The 18842-nt window shown below is 41.2% G+C and carries 17 protein-coding genes; 1 reads left to right on the top strand and 16 read right to left on the bottom strand.

Annotation, left to right across the window (positions count from 1 at the left end):
* Positions 1 to 74: 74 nt before the first annotated feature.
* From SC428_RS13635 to SC428_RS13615, 5 genes are all read right to left on the bottom strand, one after another.
* Complete coding sequence (locus SC428_RS13635; RefSeq protein WP_070927290.1) at positions 75 to 812, bottom strand: molecular chaperone; 738 nt, start codon at positions 810 to 812, stop codon at positions 75 to 77.
* Positions 813 to 833: 21 nt separating this feature from the next.
* Entirely contained in the window at positions 834 to 3368 is a 2535-nt protein-coding gene (locus SC428_RS13630; protein WP_318708089.1) for a fimbria/pilus outer membrane usher protein, read from the bottom strand.
* Between the two features lie 70 nt (positions 3369 to 3438).
* Entirely contained in the window at positions 3439 to 3963 is a 525-nt protein-coding gene (locus SC428_RS13625; protein WP_306803484.1) for a fimbrial protein, read from the bottom strand.
* A 116-nt stretch (positions 3964 to 4079) separates the two neighbouring features.
* A complete protein-coding gene (locus tag SC428_RS13620; RefSeq protein WP_070927294.1) occupies positions 4080 to 4631 on the bottom strand; it encodes a fimbrial protein in 552 nt (183 codons plus the stop codon).
* A 191-nt stretch (positions 4632 to 4822) separates the two neighbouring features.
* Positions 4823 to 5092 carry a helix-turn-helix domain-containing protein gene (locus tag SC428_RS13615; RefSeq protein WP_070927295.1) on the bottom strand — a complete coding sequence of 90 codons (270 nt, stop codon included), beginning with the start codon at positions 5090 to 5092 and terminating at the stop codon, positions 4823 to 4825.
* Positions 5093 to 5820: 728 nt separating this feature from the next.
* Between SC428_RS13615 and SC428_RS13610 the strand changes: the two genes are divergently transcribed.
* Entirely contained in the window at positions 5821 to 6441 is a 621-nt protein-coding gene (locus tag SC428_RS13610) for a flavin reductase family protein (RefSeq protein WP_070925681.1), read from the top strand.
* Positions 6442 to 6504: 63 nt separating this feature from the next.
* Here the strand turns inward: SC428_RS13610 and SC428_RS13605 are convergent, their stop codons facing one another.
* The 11 genes from SC428_RS13605 to SC428_RS13555 form a co-directional block, all read right to left on the bottom strand.
* Positions 6505 to 7095 carry an ATP-binding protein gene (locus tag SC428_RS13605; protein ID WP_318708084.1) on the bottom strand — a complete coding sequence of 197 codons (591 nt, stop codon included), beginning with the start codon at positions 7093 to 7095 and terminating at the stop codon, positions 6505 to 6507.
* A 225-nt stretch (positions 7096 to 7320) separates the two neighbouring features.
* Positions 7321 to 7980: a hypothetical protein gene (locus tag SC428_RS13600; protein WP_318708082.1), complete on the bottom strand. Its 660-nt coding sequence runs from the start codon at positions 7978 to 7980 to the stop codon at positions 7321 to 7323.
* Between the two features lie 65 nt (positions 7981 to 8045).
* Positions 8046 to 9692 carry a Na+/H+ antiporter gene (locus SC428_RS13595; RefSeq protein ID WP_070925685.1) on the bottom strand — a complete coding sequence of 549 codons (1647 nt, stop codon included), beginning with the start codon at positions 9690 to 9692 and terminating at the stop codon, positions 8046 to 8048.
* Positions 9693 to 9941: 249 nt separating this feature from the next.
* Entirely contained in the window at positions 9942 to 10409 is a 468-nt protein-coding gene (locus SC428_RS13590) for a MarR family winged helix-turn-helix transcriptional regulator (protein ID WP_272581139.1), read from the bottom strand.
* 225 nt (positions 10410 to 10634) lie between these two features.
* A complete protein-coding gene (locus SC428_RS13585; RefSeq protein WP_070925689.1) occupies positions 10635 to 11390 on the bottom strand; it encodes an Asp/Glu racemase in 756 nt (251 codons plus the stop codon).
* Positions 11387 to 12418: a carbon-nitrogen hydrolase family protein gene (locus SC428_RS13580; protein WP_318708077.1), complete on the bottom strand. Its 1032-nt coding sequence runs from the start codon at positions 12416 to 12418 to the stop codon at positions 11387 to 11389. Before SC428_RS13580 ends, SC428_RS13585 begins: the two co-directional genes overlap by 4 nt.
* A gap of 18 nt (positions 12419 to 12436) precedes the next feature.
* Positions 12437 to 13348: a fumarylacetoacetate hydrolase family protein gene (locus SC428_RS13575; protein WP_070925692.1), complete on the bottom strand. Its 912-nt coding sequence runs from the start codon at positions 13346 to 13348 to the stop codon at positions 12437 to 12439.
* Between the two features lie 67 nt (positions 13349 to 13415).
* A complete protein-coding gene (locus SC428_RS13570) occupies positions 13416 to 14543 on the bottom strand; it encodes a cupin domain-containing protein (protein WP_318708074.1) in 1128 nt (375 codons plus the stop codon).
* 25 nt (positions 14544 to 14568) lie between these two features.
* Positions 14569 to 16884: a bifunctional salicylyl-CoA 5-hydroxylase/oxidoreductase gene (locus tag SC428_RS13565; RefSeq protein ID WP_283126276.1), complete on the bottom strand. Its 2316-nt coding sequence runs from the start codon at positions 16882 to 16884 to the stop codon at positions 14569 to 14571.
* 28 nt (positions 16885 to 16912) lie between these two features.
* Positions 16913 to 17335, bottom strand: a complete 423-nt coding sequence (locus SC428_RS13560) for a thioesterase family protein (RefSeq protein ID WP_318708071.1) — start codon at positions 17333 to 17335, stop codon at positions 16913 to 16915.
* A gap of 10 nt (positions 17336 to 17345) precedes the next feature.
* Positions 17346 to 18842, bottom strand: coding sequence for an indolepyruvate oxidoreductase subunit beta family protein (locus SC428_RS13555; RefSeq protein ID WP_140187658.1), 1497 nt, complete (start codon positions 18840 to 18842; stop codon positions 17346 to 17348).

Here is an 18842-nt window from a genome sequence, read left to right as displayed (position 1 = left end):
GACTCCACCTTGATATGGAAATAGGCTCTAAATAATACGAGAGGTCGCTTGGGTAACGACGAACATCGCTACCATCACAATTCACCTGTCACTGCACAAAGCTCGCCAGTACAACGAAACGCCAGTGTCGGCTTCCCACCATAATCATTGATATAAGTTATGTAAGGCGTAGATAATATTTTTGATTCTATGTTATGAGTTGATTTTGGTGGCACCATCACCGGAGTGAATTTACTTTGTTCTGACTGCGGTTTACTATTACCAATACCAATAATAGTTAAATTAAAAGGGGTCACATTATTCAATAAATACCCTTTAGCTGTTTTGGTTAATGTCACTTTATGTGCCCATTTTGTGTCTGACTCCGCTAATATATTTTGGGGCCGATAAAATAATTTAACACGTGACTGCAAAGCAATTTGCAATGTATTACCTTCCGTAGATTTGGGCGGAACTTCACGTAGGTTAAAATAAAATACAGACTCTCTATCTTTAGGAAGCTGTCCTAACATTGGCGTGACACTTAATCGAACTAAACTGTCACTATTTGGCTCAATCCTCTGTAAAGGTGGCGTGGCTAAAATAGCACCTTGAGTGAGTTTATTTCCTTGTAAATCTTCAATCCAACTTTGCGCTAAATACGCTTCTTCAGGGTTATCATTGCTAATACGAATATTAATAGATCGCTCATTACCAGGAAATACAATTCGAGTACGATCTAAGGTGACCGCACCATAAGCATTCATTACTATAATCACTGAGAATAACGCAACACAAATAAATAATTTACGACCTAAATATAAATTCAACATAACGTTCCCCATAAATATGATTTATTTATCTTTAGAGTGAGAAATAGATGAGATGGCTATTTTTGATGTGCAAGGCAACAGCAACATATTAGATGAAGCAGTAAGATTTTCAGGTAATGTTAACTGACACTGTTGTTTATTATTCCAATATATAAATAGGTTTTCCTGAGCAGAGACGCCCACTAACCAAGTCACGCCATCCTCACCCACAATACCTAATTCACGATTATCAACATTACGCACACTGGCTCCAAAAGGCGGATTTTTGCCATTATCCAAAGACAAAACAGCGAATAATTTTTCCCCTTTCATTACCGATAAACTACGATAACCAATAGCACCTTTTGTCAGCGTAATATCGGTTGTTGAATCTAAGGTTTCTAAATTGTCAGGCAACTTACTGGTATTAATAGACGCGGTGGATTTGCGATAACTATTAATATTAGGAATAACAGCTAGCCCAAAGTGGTTAGTTTTAATCACCCCGCTATCCAACGGTACATCGCTAACCCCTGGAGTTTCAATCATCAAACGTGTATCACCATGCGCTGAACGATGGAACGCAACGCCTTTAGACGTAGCAGTGATCCCACTATTAATGGATGCACCAATACTACGATATTGGTGAGGAACATAACTGGCATTTGCAGAGACATTAGCCTGTGACATATCTTTAGAATAGAAACCGCTAAAACTTGCCTGATTATCTATCTCTTGCCCATGATTATACCCCATGTTTAAACTGTAATTATCAGTGCCGCTATAACCGTTATAGCCCATGTTGTGGTTATAACGGTTATTACCCGATGAACGTGAATAAAGTTCTGAGAAAGTAATACTATGCCCCGTATAAAGTGGCAGCGTGAGATATAAATTTACCGAATCATCTTCAAAACCGTTGTCACGTTCGGTTCGAGTCGCCGATAGAGATAAATTCGCATTGTACTGAGATAATTGAGGAATAAGGATATTAGTGCTTGCATATAACCCGTATTGGGTTTGTGAGTCATTCCGCCAATAGGTGCTATATTGGTAATTTAATGCAATATTAAAATCATCAAAATACTTATTTAAGTAGATTTGATAATTCTCTTTTTGCGAACGTGGAATAATTCCTGTGCGGTCTTGATCCATAAATTGGGTTAATGTTCGATATTCTTTATCAGCAAAACGATAGCCAGCAAAAGTAATATCCGTTTTTAAATCCTCAAAAGACTTTGCATAATTCAGCCTATAAGAGCGCCCTTGTAAACGTTCCTCTGAAAAATCAGCAAATGACTGTGTCATATCCAACGAAATGGCTCCGATGGTTGAGAGATCTCGTCCAATTCCTACCGCAATGGTCTGATAATATCCATTTAACTGAGTTCCCCCATATAATGACCATGCATTCGATACTCCATAAGAAAACTCTCCACCAATAACAGGTTTACCAGTCATGTGGCGACCATCGTAACGAGTTTTCCCCCCCACTAGTTTATAAACAACGCGGCCGGGCCGAGTTAAGTAAGGAAGTGAAGCAGTACTAACACTAAATTTTTTCTCTTCACCATCTTCTTCACGAACAGTAACATCCAATACCCCTCGAATACCGCTATCTAACGTCTGAATACGGAAAGGCCCCGGTGGAACTACTGTTTCAGAGATAACGCGATCTTGGCTGCGAACAATCACTGTCGCATTAGTATTCGCAATACCAATAATTTCAGGTGCATAGCCCACGAGTTTAGGCGGCAACATGCGATCATCACTTTCTAATGAAACCCCACTGTACTGCCATGCTTCGAAAACGTCTGAGTAAAAATAGTTTTCACCCACCGTCAAAATAGACGCAGCATCTTTCAATGAAGTGAATGCATACAATCGACTAAAATCAAATTGATGAGTCTCTTGCGGATGGTAACCACCACGCTGTTTTTGATAGGTTGCGTTATAATCACCACGAAAACGCCATGCACCTATATTTACCCCTGTAGTCCCATTAGTTGATAGATAAACGCGCTTAATTCCTCCTTTTTCCTTTGTTCCTGAGGCATTAGCATTGTAATCAATAAATGCCCCATTCAGCCCATCCTCCCATAACGCGGGAGGTGTCCAATAAGGATCGCGATACTCCATCCACATTTGAGGGATCGTCACATTCAACGATAGCGTTGACAGTTCAATTTTCGTTTGCACCCCCGTTAAAGCTGAAAAATCGAGGCATTGACCATCATGTGAGGTTGTTACTTTTTTTTCAGAGGAACTTTTTAGCCCAAACATATGTAGCATATTGATAGGGATACACACACTTTGCGATTGTGGCTTATGTGTTGGTTTTTTTGCGTATACAGAGATATCTCGTGGAGCCCCCAATCGCTGCCCATTAACAAATACAGTTAATACGTAATCCCCTGGAGGAACATATCCTGCAACGGAAAACTGGCTCATATCAATATTTTGAATATCTTTTGCATCTAATACATCAGTATTGAATTCAGAAGCGCTAGCAGCCCATGTCGTCAAGCCGAGCGTCAATAAAACAGCCTGTCTTACTTTGCTATGTTTGAACATCATGCTCTACTCCATCCCAAATGCGACAAAAGGACTCCCTCAAAACTAAATTTGCAGGATCCTTCATTTCTGTTTATTGATAGTCGATGAAAAACCGAATCAATCCTTGATAGTTACCAGCCTGAATCGGTTTCCCTGTCAGTTCTAATTGCAAAAAATAACGTAAAAAAAGCGTTTTTCCTGATTTACCTTGACGTAATACACTGCTGGATAAGAGATAGTTTTGATTAGGTATTAATATTTGTTGTTGATCATTCAATACCGCAATACCTAATCCACGCGATGGCCCCTGCAAGACAAATGCATTAATATTTTCTGCACTTTGCCCGTCAAAGCGAATGAACCAAGTTTTACTGTCAATCGAAGAATACACACTGCCGCAATCACGTAATTCAATGATAAAAGGTTGGTTATAACGTTCACGATGACTTGGAGTAGCCAACATCGTTAACGTTAAAGGAGAAAAATTAATTGTCTGGTAACGATCTTGCATTACAATTGAACAAGGCGCCGCAATCACATTTCCCATCAATTTTGTCATACCATTAAAAGTAAAACTCTTTGCATTCACAATGCCATGCGAAACAAAATAGGCCATTATTGATAGCATTATTAACCGTGTTATTTGGTGACCAATCTGTTTGTATACACTCACAGCTTTCCTCCACACACATTAATGATCCCGCCAGCTATCGACTGGCGGGCTACTATCAATTACTGATATGTAATACGGAAATTGGACGTTGCATTAAATTGCCCTTCAACAACAGGCTTAGTAACATCAACGGCTTTAGCAAGTGCTTTGAATTTTAAAGTGTTATTACCTTTTTTATTTATCATCTGTGATAAAACATCTTTAGCTGTACCAAAGGTAAAACCATCAATCCCCACCCCAACGTTATTGGTATTACCCGCGGAGGTTGAAAGTAGCGTATTGGCTGCATCTGCATAGCTTTGTCCAGTAAAAACCAATTCCATTGATTTCACTGCCATTGGTTTATCATCGGTGCCTTTATCAAAATCAGTAAAGTCACAGCCAGTGAATTCAATTTTAAAATCCACTTCCGCAGCTCGGCCATTCTCTAATCCTCGACGAGATAATTGTCCAAAATCAATAGTTTGCTTCAAGGAAGATTGCGCGATATTACAAGGTGAGGTAACAACTGTACCAATAAAATCTAGGGTACCTGCGTTTTCTGCTAATACGTTGAAAGAAATAACAGATGTAGCAATTACAACCACTTGCGTGAATTTAACTAGTTTCATGTGTTTTACCTTTCAAATAAATAATTACATTGAAATAGATACACTATTAAATACTTTTAATGGCGTAAGCTTGGTATTTCATTAATAGTTCAAATTATCACTACAAAAAATCATCCCTGATTGAACTGTCTAAAGACTCCTCAATACACAATAAGAATTTACGTATAAAATAAATAATTGCTGATACTTTATTAGCGATATAGTTTTATTTCTGCTATTTCCGTTGAGTAATTAGCCATTACTTTGAAAAAGAAATCTGACCAATCCATATCCAACACTTTTAATAAAATATCTAATGTTTCAATATTAATACTCGTCTCACCCCTCTCATAACGCGATATTTGCTGCTGGCTGACATGTAGCATTTTACCAAGTTGAATACCTGTTAGGGATTTACTTCGTCTCGCCGACCTTAAAAAATCACCAATTTCTTGTCGTAATAAAATTCTATTTTTAATCATATTAAAAAACCAATAGTCAGTTAATTGAATATTTATAGCGAACTATCATTTCGATATTAAAATGATAACTATCTATCACTAATAATTAAACTAAGAAATGGATTTATTTATAATAAATAAAAATACATCTTTAATAGAATATAGATTTAACATTTAAAGCTGTAAATACGTTTATATCGATCGAATAACAACACATTAATAGTCAAAAACTATTGAATATATTAAAACCGATCGTCAATTACAATGAATAACATTTTAACTATATTAAATATCAATAGATTAACTTATATAGCTGACATTGAAATAATTTTAAGTTGAACTAAATAACATACTTACATCATATGTAAAAATAAAAATAGCTATAAATACGTTTCAGAAAACAAGAATTAAATCAAAAAATAATATTACTAAATAGAGTTTGAAAATAAACGCTATATTTACATATAAAAAACAAAACAACACAATTACCGAGTTTATATCATATAGAATAATTACAATTTCAATCCATATTGAAATATTATGTAGAGGGAATGTAAATAAAAAGCATTAACCATATAAAATATATCAGCATTAATAATTTAAAATAAAAATATATAATAAATCGCTGAGACTACCCTATATTTTAATATCCAACTTATGCAACTATTATCTTTTTTCTGCATTTTTCCAATCAATTCCCACTTTATAAGCGCAAAATCCATTATGATGGTAGGAAAAAGGAGCCAATAATGACAACTCAATTTTATAGCTATCAGCCCATGCAAGGTCATGGACTACCTCATGATCCTATTCCTGCATTAATTGGCCCACGGCCCATTGGCTGGATTTCCACCTGTGATACAGAAGGAAGAACTAACCTCGCACCTTATAGTTTCTTTAACATATTTAACTATTCTCCACCGATATTGGTGTTCTCTAGTGTTGGTAAAAAAGACACGGTAGCTAACGCTATCGCTACTGGTGAATTTGTCTACAACCTTGCGACTAAAGAACTAGGGGAACATGTCAACACCAGCAGTGCTGCGTTACAACACGGAGAAAGTGAGTTTACTCTGACGGGGCTTGCAACATTGCCATCAACATTAATTACGCCACCGCGTATTGCACAAACACCTGTCTCTATGGAATGTATCGTCACACAATATCAGCAATTAAAACGCGCTGATGGCAGCCTTCTCGATACTTGGATGGTTATGGGGGAAGTGGTAATGGTGCACATTGATGAAAATGCACTTGAACAAGGTCTTTATACTACAGCTCGCCAACAGCCATTACTACGAGCAGGTGGACCCGCTGATTATTTTTGGATAGAAGAACAGCAGCGACTGCAAATGTATCGCCCTAAGTAAACTCATAACATAAGAGAGAACATTGCCTATTTTCTCTCTTATGGTTATCTATCTTAGTCACTATCACTTTTCATATCGACAAATCAGCTGCTCCTCAGAGCTAGGATAAGAGAAATGTTGAGTGATCAAATCAAACTGTGCTTCTGAGGTTTTAAATGGGTTGCCCCCTACTTGATTACGCACAGCTAATCGCCTTTTACATTCATTTGAATCGACTTCCAATATATGAAATACATACGCGACGTTAGCCAAATCAGCTAACGATTTTAACCAACTTCGTTGCGCTGGTGTATTTGCAGGGAAATCCATCACTACGGTATTGCCTGCCTGTACTAGCTTCACGATATGAGCTTCTAGCACATTTTTAATTAAACGACTTTTTTCAATATAATGTGAAAGGTCGGTAATTTGCTGCGAAAATAATGTTGATAGCCATTCATCTTCACTGATCAAAATAGTTCTAGGTCTCTTAGCGAGCTTGTTAGCTAATGTCGATTTACCGGATGCTATTTTTCCACACAGAAAGTGTAAGCGTGTGTCTGGTGCAGATTTCAGTAAATAAGCTAAGATCTCACAGGTATCTTCAGCATCTAACTTAGAAACAAAATCAATCAGTTGCTGTTTTTTTATTGTTGAATTTAATGTATCGCACATAACTATTCCTTGCTGATATTTGATGATTTTAACTACCAGACAAGGACAAAAAAACCCGCCTATCTGGCAGGTTTAGCACACAGCTCATTCCCCACCACTAAGTGATGGTAATAATGATTTGATGAACTGTGGTCGTGAACACGTATTAATCCTCAAAATGACTAATAATTAACATATCAATTAATGAATTATTATCAAGCAATAGATTTTCGGGGGTGCTACGTTTTAATCAAAAATTGAAAATGGGGCTATCATTGCTGAGCCAATAGCACCAAGTGCGAGTTCGAAAATATTGCTCCCATGTTCTATTGCATCCCAAGCGGTCCAGCCTTCCTTATCTGGTTGTACTTGCTCCATGAGCGAGTAAATCAAATGCAAATTGATAGGAAGCATACGAACATTTTTATCTGCTCGCATATCGTTAATATCATCTACCAAAACAACCCCCCAACCAAAAGGACTGCTTGCGTCACCAAAAAACTTCTGACCAACCCAATGACCAAAAATATCAACACGGTAACCTTTTTGCTCATTATCACTGGAGTGCTTGTGCGCGATGTCCCAAAAACTTTGGATTTGCTGTGGATTGAAGTTTTCAGTTGGCAATAATTTAAAACGATATTGATGAGGTTTCGGTTGGTTATAAGCAAGGGCATATTTCCAGTGAGCAGGGATAAAATCACCTGATTTTGCGAACCCCTCACCTGTCTTTACTCGTAACGGTAACCAGCCATATTCACTCTGTTGGTTACCCTGTTCGCTACGCCGTATCCAGTTACCTTGCTCATCTTGCCTGAAGCCTTTGCTCTCATTGTCATGAGAGATAAACAGTGCTTCTTCCCATATTTCATCAAGTTCACTTTCAGAAAATTGATAGTCATCCATGCCAATTCCTTCATCTATCTACAACATAAAAAACGGCCAGACGTAGTCGCTGGCCGTTTTTTTCGTTAATGTTTCTTACTCTTATGATGATTTAACGTTTCTTCTTTAAGATCTAACTCATCACGTAAGCGGTGATATACCCGCTCATTGATATTTTTGCCTTTGCGCATCACATACAGTGCATCACGTTTCGCTTGTAATGCAGAACGTGACATTTCACGCTCCATATCAATCATTCTATGTAGATCATAGACATCGGACTCTGTTTCATCAGTATTGTCTAAACGTCTACCATAGATTTCTAACAATTGTGCACCGACTTCTGTACGCATGGCTATTTCATCCATATCTTCTGATGGATGGTTCATCAATTCACGCAAATGAGACATTGCAGCTTCATTCAGTGCCATACGAGCACGGATCTCATCATTATCATAAGGTAAATCCTGAACTAAGCCTTTCGTTAAGATCGGTAATGCAATACTCGCAATCAGTAATGAACACAGAATCACGCCCATTGCTAAGAAAATAGCCACATCACGATTTGGGAATAGCGTGTTATCAGGCATCAGCAATGGTAGCGTCAAAATACCTGCTAATGTAATTGCTCCGCGCACTCCAGCGGTTGCCATCACTGCCATCATACGAATATGCAATACATCCGCTTCTTTGCCACGACGACGTTTGTGGAACACCGTTAATGTCATCGATATCCATACCCAGCTAAAGCGCAAGATAGCTAGAGCGACTGTGATAACAATAACATAAACCAACAGCATCCATGGATGGCTTGCACCCGCAGCTTCTGCAACTTGTGGCATGTTATTCCACATCCCAGGTAACTGCTCGCCAAGTAAGATAAAAATCATGCCGTTAAGCGCGGTCTGTACAGTATCCCACACCGCTTTACTTTGCATGCGGGTAGCTGCTTGCATACGGCCTGCTATTTTTTCATAGTGCATTGCGATACCGGCAACCACCGCAGCTAAAATACCAGAAACATGTAGATGCTCTGCCAGCAAATAGGCACTAAATGGCATCAATAGGCTGATCATGATTTGAATAGCTGGCTCTTCACCCGTACGCTTTACCAAAAATTGGTTTAGCCAACCGATAACCCATGCCACTAATAAACCAATTAAAATCCCACCAAATGCAACAAGTACAAATTGCCCAGCCGCAGAAGCAAGGGAAAATGTTCCCGTTAAAGCAGCGGTTACAGCAAAGCTAAAACAGACTAGACCCGTCGCATCATTAAGGAGTGATTCACCTTCTAGGATATGTGCCATACGAGAAGGTAATGGTGAATTCACTGTCATTGCCGAAACAGAAACGGGATCCGTAGGTGATAGAATAGCTGCCAATGCGAAAGCAACTGCCAGAGAAATTGCAGGGATCAACCAATGAATAAAAAAGCCCATTCCAATAACTGTCACCACAACCAAACCAATGGCAAGTGACATAATAGGTTTTATTTCCTGAAATAAAGCTTCTTTAGGAATACGCCAGCCATCTAAAAACAATAATGGTGGAATGAATAAAAATAGGAATAAATGCGGCTCAAACTCAACCGTAAAACCAAACAGTGATAGCCCTGCACCCAGTGCTATCTGAATAATAGGTAAAGGAATAATATCCCTAAGCAGCCGCGAGACAAACACGCTCACAATAACGGCAAGTAAAAAAACTAATACAAGGGTCACAACTGACATGGATTTGCTCCAATATTAAGCTAAGCAGAAGTTATCAGTAGTGAAGTAAATAGATAAATTGAATCGATGTAAAGTATCTATTTACTAGAAAACTAAAAAACAGAACTTTCATAAAACTTTGATTACTATCATTCTGTTACAGAATATTACAGTAACAATAAAATTCTACTCCTATATATATTATCATAATGATAATTAAGCATTTATTACGATTAGTATAAATAAATTATTCACTACTAATTTGATTAGTCATTTTTCGTTATTTTTTATTTCCACTGTACTATGCCGTTCAATCAACTCTTGTAATACCTGCTTTAGCATTTTACTTTTACGTGTACCTAGAGGAGCCAAAACCAATTGCTCATGTTGTTCTGCTTCTTTTAATAGCCCTTCCACAAGTAACATACCACTTGAAGTCATACTTACTAGCGTTACTCGACGATCACTGCCTGTATGATTATTGTGCCGAATAACATGCCCTTGTTGCTCTAATCTCTGCAATACACGGGTGATCGTTGGTTGCTTACTGACGGTTTTTTGGGATAACTCAGTGATCCCCATTGAGCCATTATCAGCCAATGTCGAAAGCACCCGCCATTCAAGCACCGACAAACCATTAGCTTCAACAACAGCATGAAACTCGGATGAAACAAGCATCCATGCCTGCCCCAATAGGGCAGGCAAGTAATTATCAACAAATACTTTAGAGTCTGGCATCGGTTCCTCTTGCCTAATATACTCGCCATACTTCAAGCTGCGGGGCTTTTGGTTAAGATATGGTGACTACGCTCAGCTAGTCGAGCCACATAGCCTATCTACGTTCCCCGACTATCTTTGCTTGTCACCTATCTGCATCTTGAATTATTTTAGGATATAGAACGTATTATTTCATTCGATATTAAAAGGTTAGCAGATAGAAAACGACTCTTTAATACCATTTGTTTAAAACTTTCCTGAAAGCAGAGAGCCGAATCCATCAACGCGAGTATCTAATCCTAACTTTTTCAGCATCATATAGGTTGTTGCAACGGATGATGACAATACAGGCAACCCTATGCGATCTTCAATTAATTGCACTGATGGTAATGAAGGCATTTGCACACAAGCTGAAGCCACAATCACATCAACGTTAGTATTTAACTTTTTCGTGATTTCCACTGGTGCTAATGGATCTTGTCGGCCTACATCCAAGTTGTCCGGTATTTCCAAAGAAATACTGTCCACCACCTCGATGCCTTCATTTTCGATATAATCAATGACTAACTGAGTCAGTGGCTTCATATAAGGGGTTAAGATAGAGACGCGCTTGGCCCCAACTGCATGCAATCCATCAACAAGCGCTCCGGCACTTGTCACAACGGGAGCCATATGGCCATTATCAATCGTGCGTTGATGTAGGCGTTTCTCAGAAACGCGATGATAGCCCTTCCCCATACTCATAATAGCGACTAAACAGGCATAGCCTAATACATCAACGGCTGCATCAGACAGTTCGATAGCACAGCGATCGCTATCTGCATCCATTTTTTCCAATTCTTCTTTAGTCACTTTTTTCATGCGCATACGACTTGAATGAAATGTAAACCGTTCCGGAAACAGTGCCTCACGAGCTCGTAAAATAGCAGGGATTTCCGTTTCCATAGTGGTATTCGAAGAGGGCACTATTTGCCCGATACGATACGAACGCACATGACTCATAGCCCTTTCTCCTGTGAAATTTCATCCTGATCACCAAATTGATTTAACTCATCAATATCTTGCCCGTTATGATGGAAACGTGCTGCTGTCAGTGGACGACGATTAACCTGTAAATCAAAAATATCAAAGCGATTATAGTGACCTGTAATATCATGCATTTGTCTTGGCTGAATGCAGCGATTTAAATCAATGTCCGCATAGACGATGCCCTCTTTATCAATTAAAGGTTCACCTATCACACGGCCATCTGGCCCAATGATCCCTGAAAATGCACTATTAGGTCGCGCGAGTAATTCTCTAGATTGCGGGTGAGATGCTGCCATTGCTTCAACTATTTCCTCAGAAACAGTCGAACAAGAAATAATGGTAAACACCTTACCTTCAAAGCAATGCGCTGACGCACGTAATCTAATGGCTTCTGCCATGTCATAATCTTTAGGAGCGACAGGTAACGCAATATAACTTGCGATATGCACTAGCTCGCCCTGAGCAAGTAATGAGAAACGCGCTAATGTATTGGTGTTTTCACCACAAGCAAGTGCACCTAAAGGCCCAATGCTGGTTTGGTGTACTTTTAATGATGAAGCATCACCATTTGCCCACGTTAGCTTTTCTGCCCACGTTGGGACTAACTTACGGTGACGGCCTAATATTTTGCCTTCATCCGAAATGGTGACTAATGTGTTGTAAAGCGTTGCAACACCATTTGGATTACGTTCATTCACCCCGACAACCACATTGATATGGTGGCGAGCAGCTGCTTGGGCAACCTTACGAATTTCAGGCCCAGGAACTTCAATCGCAGACTTACAAAGTTTTTCGAACCAAGGACTACCTTCAATAGGGTTCATCACCCAGCTCCAATAAGGGTAGCCTGAGATAAACACTTCAGGAAATGCGACTAATTTTGCGCCATTATCCGCAGCTTCTTCGATTAATTTACACACTTTATCAACAGTGGCATCGGTATCGAGGAAAACAGGGGCGGCTTGTACCGCCGCAGCTTTAAATTGAGGTAAATTTAACATCTTCTGCTCTCCTTGGCGTTATACTGCTACAACAGGATGGCGCAACTCACCAATCTTCTCGACATAGGCTTCAATAACATCACCAGGCCATACCCATTCTTGAGGAGAACGCCCTGCACCGACGCCTTCAGGGGTACCCGTCGCAATAATATCGCCCGGTTCAAGCGTGATCCCTTTACTAATATCAGCAATCAGAGCATTTACGTTAAATAGCATATGTCGAGTATTTGAATCCTGTTTAGTCACACCATTCACTTTCAAACTCAAATTTAAGCTATGTGGATCTGGAATTTCATCTGCGGTGACAATACAAGGTCCAAATGGTGCATAGGTATCTTGTCCTTTAGAATAAATCCACTGACCTGCACGACGGCAGTCACGAGCACTCATATCTATCATTAAGCTATAACCAAAGACGTAATCTAACGCATCGGCTTCTGAAACCCTTTTTGCACGGGTTCCCATAATTACCGCCAGTTCCACTTCCCAATCTAACTGTTGAGTGATCTTTGCGTTATGTTCAATCGCATCATCTGGACCAATCACCGTGGTCGGTGGCTTAGAAAAAATAACGGGCTCTTTTGGTAATTCTTTCGATGTATCGAGTGTACGGCTAGACTCCGCGACGTGTTCTACATAGTTCAAACCAATACCAAAAATGTTTTTTCTTGGGCGAGGAATTGGTGCCAAAATTTTGACGTTCTGAACGGGCCAAGCAGTGCCCGCAGGAAAATGGCCTTGGTATGCTTCTAATAAATCAGTTCCAGAGCGAACCCCTTGAGGGCCTAGGTCGATAAAATCCAACATATTATCCGGTAGATACTGACCTTGCTCTTCTGCCAATCGAGCGAGATCGACCACTTGATTACCAACAATTGCCCCTAAACGTGCAGCCGCGGTGATATCTGAACGGTAAGTAATAAGACGCATAATTCTTCTCCTTTGTCAGGTTCACCTGACTTAAATCTTCACGTAAATAATTAATATAATTTAATAACTAACTAATAATTTTTTGATGACCATCGTTTTCAGCTAGGGCTTCTTCATAGTACAGCCCAAGTGAGTTCATAACAGGTAAGTCGTTGAAACAAAACAGGCAAGCATCATCATTCTGTGAAGTGTTTACATGTTCATGGAACATCCACGACGGAACACAAAAAATGTCACGTTCTTGCCAATCAAACCGTTGCCCATTAATGACTGAATAACCTTTACCTTTAGCAACCTGATAGATAAAACTGCCTGTATGGCGATGTGCTTTCCCAACAAACCCAGGACGTAACAATTGCATACTGGCACCAATGGTTGGCATCACAGGTCCACCTGTTAATGGGTTGGTGTAGTGCATTAAAATGTCATCAAAAGGTGAGCCATCTGCGGCTTTTGCTGCTCGCTGTAATGCTTCATATGTCGGCCCCCATTGATATTTAAATAATGGTGAATATGGTTTATCCCAACCAATGTGGTGTGGCCGCAGTGCCGTACCTCCCCACATACCTACTGGGTAATCAATTGGGTGAGTTTGTACCTGATGTAAATCAGGATGCACTTTATAAAAACCGGCTTCCATTGCATTAACTAATGGGATATCTAAACCATCCTGCCAAATACACGGCAAACCATCTTCAGCAACACCATGCTCATGCCATGTCCCATTAGGCGTTAATACAAAATCATTGGCTTCTAACATCATTTTTTGCCCTTCAACGATGGTATAGGCGCCTCGCCCTTCCATGATGAAGCGTAATGCAGATGAAGAATGAGCATGCGCCGAGGCAGCTTCACCGGGGTGCATGACCTGCAAGCCTGAATAGAGCCAGCCAACTGCGGCCGCAACGTCTTGCCGACCTGGATTATTTAAATAAACGACCCGACGCCCCGCTTTTTCTGGGGTAACCAACTCAACGGAGCGTAGTACGTGATCACGTAAATCACGATAGCGCCATAACACAGGAACTGATGAAGACTGCGGCTGCCAAGGCTCTATTTTGTTCGCAACCGTCCATAATGCGCCGGTTTTCAAATCAGCTAATTGTTTGTAATACTCAACCAGCTCCGGAGTATCAGCAACATCAGCACGCCCTGCTATATTTTCTCTATATTGATCATGCGATTTGGTACCCATTGTTTCCTCCTAATAGCCATTACAGTTAGCGATTTTTTGCTTGTTGTATCAATTGTTGACGCCCGTATTCATAAGGTGCTGGCCAACTCACCGTGTTCCAACCAAATCGAGCACACTCATGTAGTAACCAAGCAGGATCAGCCAGTAATGGGCGGGATAGCGCACACAGATCAGCGCGCCCTGAAGCAATAATACTGTTGACCTGATCAGCATCAGTAATCGCACCAACAGCAATAACCGGCACATCACCTTCATTGCGAACACGATCGGCCATCGGTGTTTGATACATACGTCCATAGACTGGCTGCTGTAGTGGAGAGACTTCCCCAGAAGAGCAATCAACAATGTCAGCACCAGCCTGATACATGGCTTGGCCTATGAGAACTGCCTCATCAACTGTTGTGCCACCATCAACCCAGTCAGTAGTAGAAATACGTACAGAAAGTGGTTTATCCTCTGGCCATACTTGACGAACAGCACTCACGACAGCAAGAGGGAAACGTAGACGGTTTTCGAGCGTACCGCCAAAATTGTCGGTGCGGTGATTTGCCAATGGTGAGATAAAGCTTGATAGCAAATAACCATGCGCAGCTTGCAACTCTAGCCAATCAAAGCCTGCTTCATCGGCACGTTTTGCAGCTGCGACGAATTGGTCAATGATCTCCGCCATCTGAGACTCTGTTAATTCACTAGGTACCTGTGAAATATTCTCTAAATAAGGCAATGCAGATGCGCTGACTAAAGGCCAGTTTCCAGATTTCAATGGATGGTTTTCTTGTTCCCAACCACGCTGCGTGGAACCACGACGTCCCGCGTGCCCTAGTTGAATACCAATTTTGGCATCCGTTTTTTGATGTACAAACTGTGTTACCGATCGCCAAGCATCCACTTGTTGAGAATTCCAAATACCGGGGCAACCTTCAGTGACTCGTGCTTGAGGAGAGATCGCGGTCATTTCTGTCATGATCAGGCTAGCACCACCTAATGCACGGCTACCGATATGTACCAAATGAAAATCACTGACTAAGCCATCCGTTGCGCAATACAGTAACGTTGGTGAAGCAATAACTCGGTTCTTCAACTCAACACCACGCAAACGGTATGGCGTTAGCATTGGTGGTATCTGCTGCGCAGCAGGAGCTAAATCCACACCTGATTTTGCTGCAAACCAGTTTTCGTAATTTTGTAGCCACTGCGAGTCACGAACACGTAAATTTTCATGAGAGATGCGTTGAGAGCGTGTCAGTAATGAATAAGCAAATTGCTCTGGCTCAAGGTTTTCATAACGACTCACATTTTCAAACCATTCTGTTGAGTTACGTGCAGCGTTTTGAATTTTTAGTACTTCCACACTCCGTACTTTTTGATAGTGCTCTAATCCTTTGCGCAAATCACCACCAGTTGCCTTCAGGCTTTCAGTAAGCTCAATGGCATCTTCAAGTGCTAATTTAGTTCCTGAGCCAATGGAAAAATGTGCGGTGTGAGCAGCATCTCCCATGAGCACAACGGGAACATCTTTCCCATCGGTTGGTGTTGTCCAATGTACCCAATTTTCACAGATCACCCGAGGGAAGCGGATCCAAATCGCTGCTCCACGTAAATGAGCCGCGTTGGCTATCAATTTCTCACCCTCTAACCACGGTGCAAAAAGCTTTTCGCAATAGGCAATACCATCCTCTTGCGACATTTGATCGATGCCAGCTTTGAGCCAAGTTTCTTCTGTTGTTTCAACAATAAATGTCGATAAGCCTTCTTGGAACTGGTAAGCATGGACTTGAAACCAACCATGTTCATTTTCTGCGAAAAGGAAGGTAAATGCGTCGAAGATCTTCTTAGTACCTAACCAAACAAACCGACAACGACGCTGATCAATGTCAGGTTTAAACACATTTTCATAACGTGTACGCACCGCGCTATTGATCCCATCAGAGGCAATAATAAGATCGGCGTTATATTGTCGAGCAATTTCTTGATCGTCGGTCACCTGAGTTTCAAAAACGAGCTCAACCCCAACGTCTAAACAGCGGTCTTGTAAGATATTGAGTAATTTTTTACGTCCGATCCCAATGAACCCATGACCCCCACTCCGATTACATTCACCTTTAAAGTGGATATCAATATCATCCCAATGACTAAACTCAGCAGAAATAGTTTCAGCTGAAACTGGATCTGCTTTGCGCAAATTGCTGAGCGTAGCATCAGAAAAAACCACGCCCCAACCAAACGTGTCATATGGACGATTGCGCTCCACAATGACCACACGATTTTGTGGGTTTTGTAATTTCATCAGCAACCCGAAGTAAAGCCCTGCTGGTCCACCACCGATACAAACGATATTCATACAGTTTCTCCTTTGTTGCGTCGTGCCATCACACAGGTTGCTGCTGGGTTAAGGCGTGATATAGCTCATCAGGGATTGCTATGGCCTGATGCGTTTCTAAAGACGTCGTGACATAAGTTTGAGTGACTTGCATACGCAACTCCCCTGCATTACTGGTACAGACCTGACGCAACGTAATTGATTTGCGTCCAATGCGCTCAACCTGCAACTCCAGTTGAACATCATCGCCCATCCGACTAATCGCTTTGAATTCAGCCTCTAAATGCACGGTAGGTAGGCCAAAACGCTGCTCAAGAATGTAACCCGCAAAACCTTGAGGAAGCAGTTCGTCCACCCAACGCTCTAATAGGTTGTTAAACATAATGAAATACTGTGGGTAAAATACGATCCCCGCAGGATCGCATTCAGAAAATAGAATCTTATGTGGTCGAGTAAATTTCAGTAGGCTCATTATGTTTTCCTTATTCCATCGCCAAACGCTGGCGGCATTTGCGCAACTCGTTGCCATGTTCATCAGCCAGAGCAGCTTCACGCAGTTCTCGCAAATCAGCAGGAACCAATTGAGTGCCATAACTATCGACAATATCCATTAATATCTGGAAGTTACGTAAGCCTCGCGCATGAGTATCGCTATAACCTTTCACCACCCGCTGACACTGGGCAATTTCAGTCGCTAAAGCAGGATTAGTTTGCGCGGCTTTTAAAACTGCCGATAACCACTGCTCAATACGCTGAGTTTCTAATTGATAGCGCAATGTTGTACGACGCCCACGTCGCCAAGCTGCGAGTAGATATAACTGTAAGAATCCCCCCAGTGAACTGGTAGTGATTGTGCGTCCCTTTTGTGTAAACTTGCGAAGCGCTTTGTGTACCCAATGTGGTCGCATTAACCACTTACCTAAATTTTTGGGAAGGGTTTCGCAAATCTCTTCAATACGTGGATGCATAAATTCATTGATATCGAGCAGTTGGTTATCATTAGCGCGTACTTCATTACGTACGCGTTGAAAACGGCTGTGTCGAATTTTTAAATCGGCAACACGAATGGTGTCCTCGTATGACATCCACAGTGCTAAATGGCGCACTAATGCACGCTGCAAGCGTTCATCATTGCCGCCTTGTTGGCTAAACAATTTGATTAAACGATCTAAATAGAGAGAGGCATATGCGGGATCTTGGTAATCAATTAAACGGCGTACTCCCTCCCTAGCTAAATAGTGAGTGTGTTGAGGGAACTCATGTTCAATACGTGCCAATAATTGGACAACTTGCTTATTTTTCGGATTAAAAGGTGCCGATTCTGCACTTTGTGGTTTATGAGCTTCCTCGGGGTGAGCCGCCATTTCAGCGCCAAGAGAGAAAGCACGTAAGCTTGGCTTAACACCAACACCACCACGCACAATGGTTTCTTCAAATTGCGCACGACTAAACGGAAGGACTCCAGCACCAAATAATGCGCCAAATAATACTGCACTGATCACACTGCCACTTTCCTGTGCAGCTTTCTCCATATCGAAATGGATGAATTGGCGCGCTGCAAGACCCGCATGACGGATCAATGCTTGACTATCAACACGCCCATCACCCATGGCGGATTTTTCAGCGATAGAGTAGACACGGTGTGTTGAACTAATCAGTGTGGTACGCTCTGGTGTCACAAAACCACGCTGTACTGCTCTGCCTGCTTCCATCAATTCTGATGCAAGCACAACATCCACATCGCCGGGCATTGGCATGAGTGCGAGTACAGGTTTTGGCGTGAGAGGGTTCTCTGCACCAGGGAATAATTCAACATAATAAATAGTTGCGCCAGTACGTTGCGCAACCCCTGGAACCGAAGTGGTTTGCGCAAAATAACCATTTTCTTCACCTAGATTGACTATCCAATCAGCGAGCACGCCACCACCTTCGCCGCCCATCGCTAAAATCGCTATTTTAATGGGTTGTAATGCAACCAT

It is taken from the genome of Providencia sp. 2023EL-00965, from assembly GCF_033550225.1.
Taxonomy (GTDB): Bacteria; Pseudomonadota; Gammaproteobacteria; order Enterobacterales; family Enterobacteriaceae; genus Providencia; species Providencia manganoxydans.
The sequence above is the reverse complement of the archived record's forward strand: the minus strand, read 5'-3'. Positions and strand labels throughout refer to the sequence as shown.